General features: G+C 49.8%; 10 protein-coding genes. All 10 read right to left on the bottom strand.

The features are described from left to right. Window positions 1-36: 36 nt before the first annotated feature. The gene (locus GWR21_RS00990) at window positions 37-999 is read right to left on the bottom strand and encodes a DUF4961 domain-containing protein (protein WP_162329921.1); all 963 of its coding nucleotides are present in this window, start codon (window positions 997-999) and stop codon (window positions 37-39) included. Between the two features lie 21 nt (window positions 1,000-1,020). Next, window positions 1,021-1,452: a DUF5004 domain-containing protein gene (locus GWR21_RS00985; protein WP_162329920.1), complete on the bottom strand. Its 432-nt coding sequence runs from the start codon at window positions 1,450-1,452 to the stop codon at window positions 1,021-1,023. An 11-nt stretch (window positions 1,453-1,463) separates the two neighbouring features. Next, window positions 1,464-3,173, bottom strand: a complete 1,710-nt coding sequence (locus tag GWR21_RS00980; RefSeq protein WP_238430118.1) for a RagB/SusD family nutrient uptake outer membrane protein — start codon at window positions 3,171-3,173, stop codon at window positions 1,464-1,466. Window positions 3,174-3,319: 146 nt separating this feature from the next. Next, complete coding sequence (locus tag GWR21_RS00975) at window positions 3,320-5,644, bottom strand: GH92 family glycosyl hydrolase (RefSeq protein WP_202929025.1); 2,325 nt, start codon at window positions 5,642-5,644, stop codon at window positions 3,320-3,322. 16 nt (window positions 5,645-5,660) lie between these two features. Then, a complete protein-coding gene (locus tag GWR21_RS00970; protein ID WP_162329918.1) occupies window positions 5,661-7,040 on the bottom strand; it encodes an SGNH/GDSL hydrolase family protein in 1,380 nt (459 codons plus the stop codon). 10 nt (window positions 7,041-7,050) lie between these two features. Then, window positions 7,051-9,546 (bottom strand): glycoside hydrolase family 38 N-terminal domain-containing protein, encoded by a 2,496-nt coding sequence (locus GWR21_RS00965; protein ID WP_238430116.1) that lies wholly within the window; start codon window positions 9,544-9,546, stop codon window positions 7,051-7,053. A 4-nt stretch (window positions 9,547-9,550) separates the two neighbouring features. Further along, on the bottom strand, window positions 9,551-11,038 hold the full coding sequence (locus GWR21_RS00960) for a RagB/SusD family nutrient uptake outer membrane protein (RefSeq protein ID WP_162329917.1): 1,488 nt from the start codon (window positions 11,036-11,038) through the stop codon (window positions 9,551-9,553). A gap of 14 nt (window positions 11,039-11,052) precedes the next feature. Beyond that, complete coding sequence (locus GWR21_RS00955) at window positions 11,053-14,394, bottom strand: TonB-dependent receptor (protein ID WP_162329916.1); 3,342 nt, start codon at window positions 14,392-14,394, stop codon at window positions 11,053-11,055. 37 nt (window positions 14,395-14,431) lie between these two features. After that, window positions 14,432-15,409 carry a FecR family protein gene (locus tag GWR21_RS00950; protein ID WP_162329915.1) on the bottom strand — a complete coding sequence of 326 codons (978 nt, stop codon included), beginning with the start codon at window positions 15,407-15,409 and terminating at the stop codon, window positions 14,432-14,434. Window positions 15,410-15,458: 49 nt separating this feature from the next. Continuing rightward, entirely contained in the window at window positions 15,459-16,076 is a 618-nt protein-coding gene (locus tag GWR21_RS00945) for an RNA polymerase sigma-70 factor (protein ID WP_162329914.1), read from the bottom strand. Window positions 16,077-16,218 lie beyond the last annotated feature (142 nt).

Here is a 16,218-nt window from a genome sequence, read left to right as displayed (position 1 = left end):
ATTTGGATTGAGAAATGGGATACAGCGGATAGGTAGCTACTGGCATTTGAATGTATACACAAAGGGGCTGTCAGTGTTACTGTATCCCACTTTCGTTGTCCCGCTTTCATCCGTAAAGAAGTAGGCTATTTTCTCCAGCTGCTCTCCGTCCTGCATATTAAAGTGAGCACGGGGCCAGAGCGTGATAGCCGATTTACGACCCGTATAAGGTTGTAACTTCGACTGATCTGTTTGTATACAGGCATCGAGTACTTTACCCGTGGTAGTATATGCCTTTGCACAGAGGAAGATCCTGTCTGCACCACTGAGAGCCGTTGATACCACATCCGGATCAAAAGCAATCGTTAGCAGATCATTGTCAGTAGCCACACCAGGCGTAACGGCCGCAATCTGCGGATTACAGTAGTCAATCAGGTCACTAACGCCATCGGTGATAGTGAAACAATCCATGAAACGGCATTTGTATACGTTATTGGAACCGAATACATCACTCAGTCCTTCTGAACTTGTTCCGACAAAATAGCCTGTTTTGAATTGTACATTGTCGGTACCGGGGATCAACTTCACCGTTACCTTAATATTCTCTTTTACACCCTGAGGTACATTATAGGCCTGTTCTGTCCAGAAGACCACCCATTCCAGGTCGTCCGTCATGAAATTACCGCCCATACCGAAGCGCTCCTTCAGAATGGCCGGCCAGTTCTTACCGCCACCAGCATCTACCGTGGCAGGGACAGGCACCATCTTGCCATTGCCATAGGTACTGGTCGTAAATGTGACCGCCGCATTTGCAGCAGCCTGCCAGTTTTTAGGAGCCAGAAAACCGATGATCAGTCTGACGTTGGAGCGTCCGCCATCAGCGACGTCTATACGCGTATTGATGTTAATGGTCATCTCTTCACCAGGCCTGGCGTTTGCAGGTTGCTCTACATTCTCCAGGAATACGCAGCCTGCCAGTAAGCACAGGATAGCGCAGATCATCCATATATATTTTTTCATATCGTGTAGTATTGAATCAGGTCAGGGAGCAATTCTTTCGAGTGTATACAGGTAAGTATTAGCCGTACAGCCAGGACTGAATGAAAAGACCAGGTTGCGTTTGCCATTTACCACAGGATAAGTGAACCCGGTACTTACGGGCGCATCTGTGCCCGATTGCAGGAAGGAGATCCGCAATGGATAGGCCGGATCATCCAGGGAGTAGTGACCGTTTTTGTTCACCACAAAAGGCATCGGATTTTCTATACGGTACTCCTGTTTTTCGGTGAACCGTATCCTGAACTTTGTGAAGTCGGCCAATGTGGTAATGTCTACGCCATTCCTCACGGCCTTCGTGATACGCCACTGACCTGAGATGTCTTTCAGTTGTTCAGGTACAGATATTTCATGACGTTTGCAGGCGTGGAGACCTGCGAGCAGTATGAGTAAGCAGAGGATCAGTCTTGATTTCATGGGTGCTGTTTTTACCAGTTTGGATTTTGTTGCAGCTCGGGTGACTTTGCTGTCTCACTTTGCGGGATGGCCCACAGGTACATGGCTGTACGGAAGTTATGTTTGCGTACAGGGAAGACAGTATAGGTTACCTGACCACCGGTACGGGTGACTTTCATACCATTCATGACCTTATTCTGGGTCTGCTCCGCGATCTTCCATCTTCTGACATCCCAGAAACGGTGACCTTCAAATGCCAGCTCTATTCTTCGTTCGGCATGGATCAGCTCCCGCATTTCTTCACGGGTGAGTCCTGTTGGCAATTCGGAGGGCAGCAGGCCTGCGCGCCTGCGTATTTGTGCGACAGCATCGTACACCGATTGTACAGGACCGTCTATCTCATTGGTGGCCTCCGCAAAATTGAGCAGCACTTCCGCATAGCGGATCAATGGAAAACATCGCTGACTGCCATGAATGAAGTTGGCGCTGATGTTCTCATCCAGCATTTTATTGGTGTAGTAACCGGTAGGCGTACCCGCCAGGACAGCATCCTGACTGGCACCGGCGCCGTTGGCATTGAGGTAGATATTGACAGGCTCTTTAAGACCGTTATTCTGAATTAATAGCGTCTGGTCACGGATGACGGAATAGGCCAGTCTGGGATCACGATCTTTATACGGATCAGCAGCTACGTATCCTGATGCCGGATCGGTGATTGCTTTACCATTGGCCATACCGAAAGCATCAACAAACTCCTGGTAGGGGAAAGCGCCTTGTCCGCCGCCACGGGATGGTGGCTGCCAGGCAGTTTCCAGGTCGCGGTTCAGTCCCTGCATCTTCGCGAATATATATTCCGGGTTCACGCGCAGGGTGAACAGCTTATAGAAGCCATAACCCGGCGCGGTGCTATTATCTTCATACAACGCATAGGCGCCGGAAGACATCACTATCATGGCCGCATCTGCCGCCAGCCGCCAGCGGTCAGGTACGTTATCAGTATAGCCTGTCACGGGGTTCTGCGGATCGACGTTACCACCATTGAACAACGGGCTCGCTGCATAGAGTAACACCCTTGCTTTCAGCGCCATGGCTGCACCGCCGCTGACGCGTCCATAATCTTCCCGTACACGCTCCAGCGGAAGAGCACCTGCGGCGGCTTCACATTCTGAAACGATATAGTCTACGCACTCCTTGTATGAGTTGCGCACCGCAGCTATTTTATCGGTGACATTGTATACTGTATCTCCGATCAGGGGGATACCGCCATAATGTTTGAGCAGGGAGGCATAATACCATGCCCGCAGAAAACGCCCTTCTGCCGCCATCACATTACGGATATAGGAAGGCAGCGGTGCCCGGGGCAAGTTCCGGAGCAGCTGGTTCACCCTGCGGATATTGGCGTAACAGGTTGCCCAGGCATCACCACTGATGATGGAAGGATTGACGGTTCCGGTGGCAAACTGCACGGAAGTGGTGATAGCAGCCGATCGCTGTGGCTCTGCTTCATCACAGGCAGCATCCAGTCCGCCGTTGCCAAAACGGGTGGCATTCTCGGTAAAACCGATGTCAATGTAGATGTTGGTCAGGAATTGTACGGTCCTGGCACTATCGGAAAAGACGGCTTTTTCGTCCAGGTTGGTTGTCTCCGTCTGATCCAGGAAATTCTTTTCACTGCAGGAAACCAGCGAAAGCACTCCCATGCACAGGCCCAGGGAAGCTGCGAACATGAAGGTCAGTTTCATAACGTAATACGTGGTAGCGTTCTGTTTTTGGTGATAAAATCTAAGTCCCCATTTATCTATAGACACCTCAGAAAACCGCTACCGCCATCCCAACAATTATTTTATCAAAAATGACCTTCCTGCGCCTGTGCAGGGAGCAGATATTATTACTTAACTACATTATTTTCAACAGCTTCTATCCCCCATTCTTTATTAGGTTCTTTTCCCATTTCCAGCAGCAACGTTCCCCCGCGGGTAATATCACTATGGTCTATCCAGGCATGGGAATAAGGCTGACCGTTCAGCCAGGCCCGCTGAATATAACGGTTGACCGGACTGTTATTACGGGTGGCTATAGTAAAAGACCTCCCTTTGGCATATTGCGGGTTTAACTTTACGGTGATAGTATCAAAGACGGGGCTGGTGATCTCGTAACGGGTGCTGCCCGGACAAACAGGGTGTATGCCACTTGCTGCCAGCACGTACCACGCAGACATCTGTCCCACGTCCTCATTGCCCACTAACCCTTCTACGGAGTTATGGTAAGCACGCGCGCAGATGTCACGTGTCCATTGCTGCGTCAACCAGGGAGCGCCCAGGTAATTGAACAGGAAAGGCACATGATGTACCGGCTCATTGGCGTGGTTATAGTAATCATTCCACATCATGTTCCGAGGTGCTTTATCAAAGAAGCTGGTCAGGTCTGCCAGCACTTTTTCCCTGCCACCCATCAATGCGATCATACCCGGAACATCCTGTGGCACAAACCAACCCTGCTGGTAAGGGCTGCTTTCAATTGTACCATATCCCTGACGCATACGACCTTCTTCCGGCCAGTCCTGCCAGCTGCCGTCGTCATTACGGGGACGGAACCAGGCCTTTGCGCTGTCAAACACATTGCGGTAATTGCCGCCGCGTGCCGTGTAGGTCTGCTCATCTGCCTGCTTATTAAGCATACCCGCCAGGCGGCCCAGGCACCAGTCCGTATAGGCATACTCCAGGGTAAGCGATATGCTCAGTCCTCCTGTAGCATAACCCCTGGGGCCATTGCCGAACTTCTCTACCGTATTCTTCGCAAAACTATACGCCTTCCCGACATCAAAATTGCGGATACCCTTGGCATAGGCATCTGTGATCACGGAAACAGCCGGGTTGCCGATCATACAACCGCTGTAAGCATTGAGGAGCTCCCAGCGTTCCAGATAGTGACGACCACTTTCATCAGCGAGTTTGACCAGCGAATTGATCTCATCATTCACGACATCCGGATTGATGATAGATTGCAAAGGCATCTGACTGCGGAAAACATCCCAGCCACTGAAGATGGTGCGTCTGCGGAAGTTCTTATCAGTATATATCCTGCCGTCAGCCCCTTTGTATTTACCGTCAACGTCCGCACACTGACGCGGGTCAATCATGGTGTGATATAAGGCACTATAAAATACCTTCTTTTCTTCTTCCGTACCACCGCTGACCGTTATTTTCCCCAGGGCCTGATTCCATAACTGTGTGGTGCGCTGCTGTACCGCATTAAAATCCCAGCCCTTTATTTCAGCTTCCAGGTTCGCCTTTGCCCCATCGATACTCACGAAAGAAATACCCGCTTTCATGAGTACGACTTCCTGTTCGCGGGTAGCAAATTCAGTGTAAAAGCCGAGGTGTTTCCCCGCTTTCTCTTTTACGCCGGGTAATATAGTTGCCTTGGCGATCTGCTGCTGGTAACGGTCACTTTCAATGTCCTCTCTTTTACGCGTCCATCCTTCCGGAATATCAGCACTCCACACTCCATATTTTGACAACGGTTTACTGAATTGTGCATAGAAGTATACCGTATAGTCAGCCTGACCATCACCATTGCCCCAACCACCGCCATCAGGCGTACAGCGCATATAACCAGCGATCGTATTGTTATTGATCACCTTCACCTCCTGCCATACAGCAGTGCCCCCTACCCTGCGGGCCAGGTCCACCTGTATACGCGACTGTTTACTGGCTGGAAAAGTAAAACGCAAAATGCCGCTGTGCGGGGCGGCTGTCATCTCTGCTTTAATATTGTGCTCCGTCAGCTTTACACCGTAGTAACCGGCGGACGCTTTTTCCGATTCTTTTGCATAACCGGAACGATATCCTTCTTCCGGATGATCGGCAGAACCGGCAGCCGTTTGTAACGGACCTGTGGCAGGCATTACCAGGAAGTTGCCCAGATCACCATACCAGCCGATCCCACTCATCTGGGTAAAAGCAAAGCCCTCGATAGTTGTATGTTCATAACTATAGCCGGAACCGTTGTCTCCACCAGTAATGGTATTGGGACTCAGCTGCACCATCCCGAAGGGAGTGGCAGCACCGGGGAATGTTTTACCGAGACCATGATAAATGCCGGCAGCACCGGTACTGGTGCTTGCACCAATGAATGGGTTGACATAATCAGCCAGTTGCTGTGCCTGACTAACGAAGGGCGTCAGCAGAACCGTGGCCGTAAGTATCTTCATCCTCATCTTCACAATGTTAAATTTTAACGATTTCAATTTTATGGGAAACGGGTTTATTGAGGCGATACACCAGGTCTACAATTGTATCGATCTCCTGTAGCCATGCGGTACGTAACTCCTTGTACATGGCTGTTTCGTAATTCTCTTCATGATAACGCAGCATCCCATCCGTCTGTGCATACTTACGCACGCTGTCCAGGGCAGCTGCATTATCCTTCAGCAGGAGTTGCTTCTTGTCAAAGAAGTTGCCCTGTACCCAATAGTAACGGCGCAGGCGAGACTCTGTTTCTGCACGACGCATATTCAGCTGCATGATGGACAGTGCCTGTCTGTATTGCGGCGTCTCCGTCTGCGTGGCCAGATTGACGCCTGCAGCCAGTGCCGCGGCAGACCATTTACCGATACGGTGACCGTCTATCAGCAGATTGTATTCACCAGCAGGCAGGCCGGCAACAGTGACCATCTCCCGGTTAAACTCTTCCATAAAAGGGATCCAGCTGAGAGCATCCGCCTGCTTCTGCTCATTACCCCAGACACGGGCAACAGTATCTATGGGGAAAGGTAATGAACCTGCCAGATAATTAAAAGTGACCTTACCAGCAACGGCGGAGAGACCCGTTATTTTACAGTTGGTCGCCCGTTGTAGTTTACCACTGCCCGCATCAATACGTACGTCAGCAACAGGTTGCCCGCTCAGCCCCTGGCTTTTGAGAAATAACGAAGCCATTACCAGGTGACCCGCATTACCTGGATGTATCCTGTCAGGCCCGATCATGGTAAATGCAGTATCCTTTTGCTGCAGATGGTTATTCAGGTCTGTCATCGGACGGAAAAGATCTACAAAAGGCCAGTTATGCTGTTTGGCGGCTGCCTCCTGGAAAGCTACGATCTCCTCCATGGCCTTATGTTTACCTTTAAAGTAATTACCTTTGATCTTTGCGGTTTCATCATAGGGCGGAGAAGACATCAGAATGGTTTGTACACCGGGTAGTTTCAGGAGACGCTGCTCTATCTGCTCATAACTACGGCGGGAGGCCGCTATCCGCTCTTTAGCAGTTTTCTCTGCATCATCGCCATTGAATTCAAAATAACCGGTATCATTCATACCGAACGTGAGCACCAGCACGCCCGGCTTTTTTGCCAGGATGTCGTAATCTAAACGTCTGTAGATATCGGCAGCCTTATCGCCACCAATCCCCCCATTCATGATCACCAGTTTCCTGTTAGGGAAATGCGTCATGTAGTAGAGGTAGATGTATGACACGTAAGCACCCGCTTCTGTGATGCTGTTACCAACGAAAATCACACGGTCGTGCTGCCTGAAAGGTTTTACCTGGGCAAGGGTAGATACGGCTGCCGTCAGGCAAAGCGAAACGGAACAGAGTAGTTTCTTCATATGGAGTGGATTATTGATGTACGTTTAAATTTTTAAGACGGATAGTACGGATTCCAAAACGCGGAATGGCCAACCGGATAGCAGTCTTACCTTTTGTTTGCGTTGATGGCAGGGTGGCGATCAGCTGACCATTTAACTGCTCCAGTAAAGCCGCTTCCGCTGTGCCAGTGACAGATAGCGTATGCTCCTCTTCATCACCTGCAGCGTTATATATCCTGATGAGCAGATCGTTGCCATCCATCAGTAAAGCAGGCACCTCCCAGTTTTTATCTGTTACCGTCAGCAGTGAAAACACGTCCTGTGTGATGGTGGGCATTGTCAGCAGGGGTTCACACCAACGGGTAGCCGCAGCACTGACACCTGCTGCATCCCAGGCGCCACTATGAGGAAGGATCGCATAATGTACTTCCGTGGGACCACTGACCGTGTAGTTACGGCCCCACAACGCAGTACCGGTAAACTGTACAGTAAAACCCAGCGGATAGTTTTCTCCGTGCACATAACTGGTGGTATGGTCAGTAAATAATGCCAGCCCCGTCTTACCATCGGTCACATCGGCCCAGTGTAGCAGCACATTGTTTTTGATACTGTCCCAGGTATTGAAGAAGGTGTTACTCAACCTGCTTTCTGTTACATCATAGGGTGCGTCTTTGCTGATCCGTTGTTGCGCAAGGTTCACAGGCAGGAGCACCTGTAACTTGAAACTATCATTATAGAACGCCTTGTGGTAGTCTTCCGCCCGGTAGTGTACTGCTGGTGGTGCACCAATACCAGGCGCTCCCTGCCAGTCAATTTTTAGCTGCATATCAATTCCGGCAGCTCCATTGGTGAGAGTGATCAGTTGCGTAAAGGGATGCCCACTGATGTATCCTTTGATCTCAGCGACAACTTCCGCAGGATTATCCTCTTTCAGGCGTACAGTCGCTATGGTATCCATGCTGGAATGCCATGCGGACTCATTATAGAAATAGCCTCTCAATTCATTGAAGCCACGGCGATGTTTGGTATCTACCAGTTCACGGTTGCCGGCAGCACGGTCTATCAGACTGCTGATCACACCGCCTTTAGCAGGATCGATCACCATCAGGTATTTGTCTGTTTCTATCCTGTAGCGGCCATCCGGCAACCTTTTGCCATGGGCGGGGAAGGTAGCAGGCTTACCTGTTTCGCTGATCCGATACACGGTATATCCCATAGCAGGAACGGTTGCTTTGAATACAAGTGAACCATCCTGCCGGAGACAGGCTTTTGCAGGTTTGCCGTTAGGGTCTTTCACCTCCGGCGCATGTCCGCCGTAATGGGAAAGATGCACCCATTCTTCGCGGACATGTGCCGTCGTATTCACTACACGTATCAGATCGCCGGTGGCCTGCTGTTGTAGCAGCATACTATCACTTACAGCGAGTGTCACATCCGTCCAGTTCTTCACTTTATCGATCCAGGTATCACCTTTTTGCCCGTTGTAAGGCACGATCCAGCAGTCATGATGCTGCGCGAGCAGCAACGCTTTCCAGGCAGTGTCTAATGATATCTGTGGCCATGGACTATGCTGGCGAATAGTATTGATAGCTGCGTACTTCTCCGCCGCAGCCAGTTTATTTTCCGCCCTTCTCACCTGCTGTGCGATGCGCTGGAGCGCCTGCGATCCCCATACGAGACTGACCTGTATATCTTCCTGGCTTAATTTCCAGGGAGTGATCTTTGTGGTATCTGCCACATGACCGATATAGTTACGCCAGGTTTCATAACGCGCATGCTGCTTCAGCCAGGGGCCCACACGCCAGCCAGCATCCTGTAAACACATTCCGACAGGGTGTTGGATACCTGCCGCTACAGCTGATCGTATATAGTCCGTGTTATTATTCCAGGCAGTAGTTTGCCAGGTAGATCTTTCCAGCAATGCTTCTGAACCATATCGGGGAACAGTCCGCAGACTACTACCATCAGGCCCCAGCCACTGGACCAGTTCCCCACCGAAGGCGCGGGTATACCCACCCCAGCAGGTGTTAGGATTTTTCAGTGATGCGTATTTAAATCCCAATGACCGGAGCACCTGTGGTAACGCGCTGGTAAAGCAGGGTTCTTCACTCGAATAAGTCGTCAACACTGTTTCCGGAAAATGCGCCCTTATCTTCTGCATGCCATAAGTGAACTGCCGGATCATACTCTCGCCGGAACCGGTGTAGAGGTAGCTTTGTCCGTAACCGGGATTCACATATTCAATGCGTCCGGCCGCTGACTGGTCAGCGAAGATCTTTTTCAATGAAGCATAGGCCGCAGGTTCTTCCACACGCACCACATCCCAGGTTTCCGGCTCTATCTCCAGGTTGATCTTCCAGTCGGGATTAGCCTGTAATTGTTCAACGATATACCCGGTATACCCTGCCGGGTAATGTCCGTATCTACCCCCGTGATAACCGTCTATAAAGTACTGTTGCTGGGCAAAGGAGTGCCCGGCCACTACGGTGAGCAACACCGTAAGGCCTGTAAAAGTATGTCTCATCATCTCGTTAAAGTGCTAAATCCGGGTTTTTCTGAACTTCTGCCTGTGGCAGTGGAAATTCAAGGTCCTGCTGATCAAATGCTCTCAGATGGTTAGGTGCTTTGTAACCTTGTAAAGGCACCATACGACCATGTTCGACATCAAATGCCTTTCGTGTGCGCAGCATGTCATACCAGGTTTGTAATTCATAGCAGAGTTCCCAATATCTTTCCTTCTGTATTTCATCTGTTGTTACGGTCGCTGGTCGTACATACGCAGGAAAAGCACGATGATGTACTGCATAGTAAGCTGCTATTGCATCGGCATCGTTCGTCGTACCGCCATCCAGCTGGCTCTTCGCTTCTGCACATACCAGCAGGAGATCGGCATAACGGATCAGTGGAAAGTTGGCGCCTGACCGGCCGCTCTTTTCCGCCTCAGCATCCCAGAACTTATAAATGTACGGCATTGGCAGTATCACGATCTCTGAAGGATTATCATAACGCGGATACTGCGTATAGAAAAACGCCTGTTCCTGTCTGCGTCTGTCATCAGCTGCGTAAGCGTTATAAAAAGCGGCGGTAGGCGCCATCGCGCCACCATAAGACGGCTGTATAGATACCGGTTGACTGGGATAAGGCATAAATGCCCCATGCACCTGACTCTGCGCCATCGTCGGGTGGCGTTGCAGCATGAACAGGTGTTCACCTGTATTCTGCTTCGCCATATTCCGAAGCTCACTATAGGTATCAACCAGCGCGTATTGTCCGCTGCTGATCACTTCCTTCGCCTTGGAATAGGCTTTTTCGTAGTAGGTGATCCCTTTTTGTAGCGGATAGCCAGCCATTGTCAGGTATACTTTTGACAGTAATGCTTTGACAGCACCAAGGCTGATATGTCCACTCGGATCGACCCAGGGCAATCCGCTGTTCTCTGCCCTGATCAGGTCTTTCACAATCTGCTCATACACGGCTTCTTTCGGAGAGCGACGTATCCTGATATCATTGGGGTCCTTAGTAGTGGTAAGCTTCAACGGAATATCTCCAAAGAGCTGCACCCCCTGAAAATAATACCAGGCACGCAGGAAACAGGCCTGTCCAAGATACCGCTGCTTTGTTGCTTCATCTATCAGCTTCGTGACACTCACATGCGCTATCACACTGTTACAGTTCTCTACGGGGTAGTAGGTAGCATTCCACCATCCCTGCAACCGGGAGTTGGCAGCATCCAGTCTGTCCAGTCTCAGGAACTGATCATCTTCAGATCCTGAAGGACGTGGACGTTTACTATAACCGGTGATATACTCGATCGAATAGACCGGACTCACTGCTACGCCTATATTCTGTGCGAAGGGAATGGACAATCCTTCATAGGTACCGTTCACTGCCGCTTTGATCTGTTCAGCCGTCCTGTAATAATCTTCCAGTCCGATGACACCTGACGGCTCTTCATCCAGGAAGTTGGCGCAGGAAGTAAAGACCGCAACCATTGACAGCCATAATAGCATTCTTTTCATCTCAATTCCTTTATTCAGAATGTTACGTTAAATGTGACAGCCATCGTTTTGGCTTTCGGATACTGATACAGGTCTACACCCTGGTTAAAGTCTCCATCAAATGAAGATGCTTCCGGGTCATATCCTTTGTATTTTGTAAACAGGAAATAATTTTCTGCACTGACGCCCAGTACGGCCGATCTCATACGACAAAGCTTCAGCCACGCAGCTGGCAGGCGGTAGCCCAGTGATATATTCCTCACCCGCAGAAAAGACCCCTTTTCTATATTATAACTATCGATCTCACTGTCATACCCATCCCCCGGGAGTCGCAGCGCAGCGTTCATTACACCCTGATGCGCCGGCGTCCAGGCATTCAGCAGACTGGCATAGCTATTAGTGGCCGGTGCGGCGTTTTCCATGATCAGGCGGGTCAGGTTTGCCAGACTATGACCATAGATCACCTGGAGATCTACCGCGAGTGACAAATTACCGTAGCTGAATGTGTTGACGAGACTTGTTTCAAAGTCAGGCATTCCATTACCCAGCACGGTTCTGTCACCGGCATCTTTCACTTTATTATGATTGAGATCAGCATATTTAAGATCACCTGGTTTCTTACCATAAACAGCAGCTTCCGGAGCCTCGCTGGTGCGCCAGGTACCCAAACGCTGATATCCATAGAACTCATTCAGCGGCCTTCCTTCCATAATCCTGCCGGCCCATGGATACATAATATCACCATTCAGTTCCAGTACACGGGACCGGTTCATCGACCAGATGAAAGAAGTGTTCCAGGCAAAATGACGGCCACGGATATTGTCTGTAGCCAGGGATAGTTCAACGCCTCTGTTGCGGATGGAACCAATATTATCAAAGACACCTTCATAACCGGAGGTGGAAGGCAATAATTTAAAGTAGAGCAGGTCTTTTGTCACACGGTTGTATACATCCGCTGTCAACTGTAGTCTCCTGTCAAACAGCGAAGCGTCTATTCCTATATTCAGCTGATGCGCCCTCTCCCATCTCAGGTTACGGTTGCCTAATCCGCCAAGTGTGGCGGAAGGTTCCGGCTGTCCTCCGAAAGGAGTCTGGCCGCTATTGATCCTGCTTTGCGTTACATAATCTCCGATATCCGAATTGCCCACTATACCATAGCTGACACGTAGCTTCAGACTACTGATGCTCCGGATATTCCGCATAAAAGGCTCAGATGATACCCGCCATGCTGCCGAAAAGCTGGGAAAATAGCCATACCTGTTATTGGCACCGAAGCGGGACGAACCATCTGCCCGGACAGAGATACCGAACAGATAGCGGTTATCGTAATCATAGTTAAACCGCGTATAAAATGAATTCATAGCAGTATTGCTGGCACCGGATTGCGGGCGCTGTGGCACCAGTCCGGTTTGCAGACTATTATACGAAAAGAAGTTATCGAAGAAACCTTCACTTCCCGCCTGTGTATTCATATTGGCAAAGTAATACCAGCTGGCGCCGGCTACGCCGGTCAGCGCATGTTTACCAAAATGATCTTTCCAGGTAAAATAGTCTTCCGATGTCCAGGAAGCCGAGTTCCCATGTCCCCTGGTGGCGACACCCTGTTGTATATCAGAATAGCCGATAATATCCCTGCCGGAAAAGTACAGATTGTAGGAAGCGCCTGTTTGTCCGCTGACACCGGCCGTAAACTGCAGTTTTGGACTAAAATAGAAAGTCGCCAGCAGATTTCCCATCGTATAGGTACGCCCTGCAACAGACTGCACCTCATTCATTAATCTGACAGGATTTTCCGAGTTCTCTGCACCCGGATAATCTCCTTTCCGGGAGTATGTGCCATCGGCATATCTGACCGGGAAAAATGGCAGGAATTCGTAGATCTGTCTGACCGCATTCAGGCCGAAGGTATTGATGTCAACATTATTCTGTTTGAAGGCGCCACTGTTGATCACGGTCTGCACATGCAACCACTTCTTGACGTTCCAGCCCAGGTTGATAAACCCATTCACCTGGCGGGAATAACTATTGATCAGAATGCCCTGCTGATCATTGTAGGAAACACCAGCCAGTGCAGAGATATCGTCTTTACCCAATGAAAATGACAACGCATGTTCATGGGACAGCGCCAGCCGGCTGGCTTCCTCCTGCCAATCCGTATTGTATTTAGGAGTACCATCAGCATTGAACAGGTCGTCCCTGCGCGAGAAATGTCTTGCCGCATCCAGGTGAGGCGCTGTACGTCCTGGCAGATACTCATATTGCCGTCTGAACATTTCCAAAGCTTCGGTCGCATCCATCAGGTCGATCTTCCTGGCGAGCGTGGCAAAAGCGACCGTATTCCGGAAAGAGATCGCAGGTGTATTTTTACCGCCCTTCCTGGTAGTAATAGCAATAACACCATTGGAGCCCCTGGCACCATAGATCGCGGAGGCAGCCGCGTCTTTCAGCACATCTACCGATTCCACGATATTCGGATCGATATTCAGCGGATCGGCACCCACTATACCGTCCACCACATACAGCGGCCCGTTATAAGCATTGATAGAGCCGGTACCTCTTATTTTCACAATCGGATTACCACCGGGTTTACCGGAATTCAGCATGACACTTACGCCGGCCACTTTCCCGGCAAGTCCCTGCATGACATTGAAAGTAGTAGCCCTTTCAGTCAGTTGCTCTCCCTTTACAGTACCGATTGCCGTTGTCAGGTTTTCCTTACTGGCAGAACCATAACCGATCACGACCACTTCCCTGAGCGCAGCGGAACCTGGCTGTAATATGATCTGGTGTTCCGTGATAAGGGAAGCGGGCAGCTCCTGCTCCTGGAAGCCGAGCAGGTAGAAACGTAATGTATCTGCCGGACCAGCCTCGATAGAAAATGTACCTTCCTGATCAGAGATCATACGGCGTACCGTTCCTTTTACCGAGATGCTGACACCTGGCAGGAAATGCCCTTCAGCATCTGAAATACGGCCTGTATGCAGCGTTTTTACCGGCGGAGCTGTCAGCAGGGTCTTATCTTCCATGATCAGTATATTTCTGCCCCTCAGCTCATATTGTAAAGGCGCAGGCAGCAGGCGGAGTACCTGCCCCACGGAGATATTTTTCTTACTGACTGAGACCTTCCCACTACGGGCGATCTCCGCCGGGTTGAACACAAACCGGAAGTCAGTGGTAGCTTCTATCTGTTCAAATACCTTATCAAAAGGTTGATTGACCACATGGATGTTTACCAGTGTCCGTTGTAAGTTAACTTCCTGCTGTGCAGAAGCCTGGCTGCCTGTCATGCAGAGGTACAGGCATAGGAATAGCATGCAGACCATTTGCACAGTCTTCAGGTGCAGCCATTCCAGTATGCTGTTTTCATAACTTACCATTATCACTTTTCCGGGCCATTATTGCCGGCTACTGATGTTACTGATCATCATATACCAGGTAGTCGTCACTCCCTGGTTCCTGCCGGTAGTTGAAACCATATATGTCGCATAACATGCGGAGTATATCATTTAAAGTAGCTTCTCTGCCAAATTTGGCTGATAATACCGCATGCGCTGTATTTTGTTTGTCGAAGCGAATACGCACATTATACCGGCGTTCCAGGGTACGGGCAATACTTTCAAAACGCATGTCTTTAAAGATCAGTAATCCCTCTCTCCAGGCGATGGCATCTTTTGCCGGTGTAACGGACGTTTTTATCTGCCCGCTGACTGCATTGTATACGGCCTGCCGGTTGGCAGCTACAGGAACAGAGGCGTTGAACGATGTCTGAACAGCCACCTTACCACTGGAAACGGTAACCGTAATTGAGTCATCCGGCTCGTATGCGCAGATGTTAAAGCTGGTGCCCAGGATCTGTACATCCACACTGGCAGCATGCACCATGAAGACCTTTTCGGATTGCGGTGAGATCTCAAAGTAGGCCTCTCCTTCCAACCAGATTTCCCTGGTATCGTTTTTGTCATAGCGGGCCTTACTATCCGCATTCAGCCACATGGTGCTACCATCTGGTAACGTGACCTTCCTGGTAGTGCCTTTTGCTGCGATATCTTCCACCATGACCGGCGTGTTATGCTGAAGACGTGTGCGATCTATCATCCAGAAACCACCACCAGCAGCAAGTAAAATGGCGATTGCAGCTGCAGCCCACCAATACCGGGCACGGGCATGTACGGTTCTCAATCCGGATGGAGCATGACCGATCTCCCGGCTGATCCGGGAGAAAAGCAGTTGCTCCAGCGCCATACGCTGACCTGCATTTAACTGGTCTGTCAGCCCGGGATGTGATTCGAAAGCGCCATACCATTCGTCTATCTCCCGGATTTCCGCCGCAGAGGCAGTTCCTTCTAGATATTTATCTAATAATTCCTTTAATCTGGTGTTGCTTATGTCCATAGTTTCTATAACATTAGACACCTGAAAAATGTCTTACCGCCATTGTGTTTCAAAATTTAGAAAAGATTTCCCATCCAAGCAGCACGATAACTAACAACCAGAACAGGGTGAAGTTGTATTCTTTCAGGCGTGAACGCAATATTTTCAGGGCTTTTACCATGTGTTTCTCCACGGTATTGACTGAGATCCCAAGGCGTTGTGCAATATGCTGATAAGACAGGTGTTCCTTCCTGCTCAGGTAGAACACCTCCCGGCATTTCTCCGGCATTTCCGCACAGGACGCATCGATTTGTTCCTGCAGTTCTTTAAGTTGCAGGGCAGTCGCGGCATCAGGCTGGTAAACATTACGCTCCGCCAATGCATGCTGCTGGTAGCCGTTGCGGACCACTTCAGCCCGTATTGCGTTCAGTACTTTATTTTTCAGTGATATATGCAGATAATTACGGAGAGATGAGCTGAGTACTATCTTATCTCTTTTGATATACAGGTTGACCAGTAAGCTCTGTACCATTTCCATGGCTGTTTCCTGTACTTTTACGCGCCTGTATGCTGCATCCAGCAGTTCCTGCCAGAAGCGCCTGAATATCTCTCCGAATGCGTCGTTGTCCCCCTTTTTAACAAGAAGGAATACCTCTTCATCGGTATACGTGGAATAATCTTGTCGCATCGCTAATTCTAACTGCCAGCTAATGTAATCGTTTTAGCACAAATTTCTTAGTACCCGGAAAAATTAGGCAATACGGGACTTCCATACCGATACTACCGGAAAAGCCCTTGTGCAGGCACCAGATAAAAATCAGGCATCGGGA

This window comes from Chitinophaga agri (genome assembly GCF_010093065.1).
Classification (GTDB): domain Bacteria; phylum Bacteroidota; class Bacteroidia; order Chitinophagales; family Chitinophagaceae; genus Chitinophaga; species Chitinophaga agri.
Note: the sequence above shows the minus strand (reverse complement) of the source record. Positions and strands in the feature narration are given on the sequence as shown.

What these genes read in the sequence shown, in the direction of transcription:
- GWR21_RS00980 (WP_238430118.1), bottom strand. Translation starts at nt 3,173, where the DNA reads ATGAAACTGACCTTCATGTTCGCAGCTTCCCTGGGCCTGTGCATGGGA.
- GWR21_RS00985 (WP_162329920.1), bottom strand. Translation starts at nt 1,452, where the DNA reads ATGAAATCAAGACTGATCCTCTGCTTACTCATACTGCTCGCAGGTCTC.
- GWR21_RS00960 (WP_162329917.1), bottom strand. Translation starts at nt 11,038, where the DNA reads ATGAAAAGAATGCTATTATGGCTGTCAATGGTTGCGGTCTTTACTTCC.
- GWR21_RS00955 (WP_162329916.1), bottom strand. Translation starts at nt 14,394, where the DNA reads ATGGTAAGTTATGAAAACAGCATACTGGAATGGCTGCACCTGAAGACT.
- GWR21_RS00990 (WP_162329921.1), bottom strand. Translation starts at nt 999, where the DNA reads ATGAAAAAATATATATGGATGATCTGCGCTATCCTGTGCTTACTGGCA.
- GWR21_RS00975 (WP_202929025.1), bottom strand. Translation starts at nt 5,644, where the DNA reads ATGAAGATACTTACGGCCACGGTTCTGCTGACGCCCTTCGTTAGTCAG.
- GWR21_RS00945 (WP_162329914.1), bottom strand. Translation starts at nt 16,076, where the DNA reads ATGCGACAAGATTATTCCACGTATACCGATGAAGAGGTATTCCTTCTT.
- GWR21_RS00965 (WP_238430116.1), bottom strand. Translation starts at nt 9,546, where the DNA reads ATGATGAGACATACTTTTACAGGCCTTACGGTGTTGCTCACCGTAGTG.
- GWR21_RS00950 (WP_162329915.1), bottom strand. Translation starts at nt 15,409, where the DNA reads ATGGACATAAGCAACACCAGATTAAAGGAATTATTAGATAAATATCTA.
- GWR21_RS00970 (WP_162329918.1), bottom strand. Translation starts at nt 7,040, where the DNA reads ATGAAGAAACTACTCTGTTCCGTTTCGCTTTGCCTGACGGCAGCCGTA.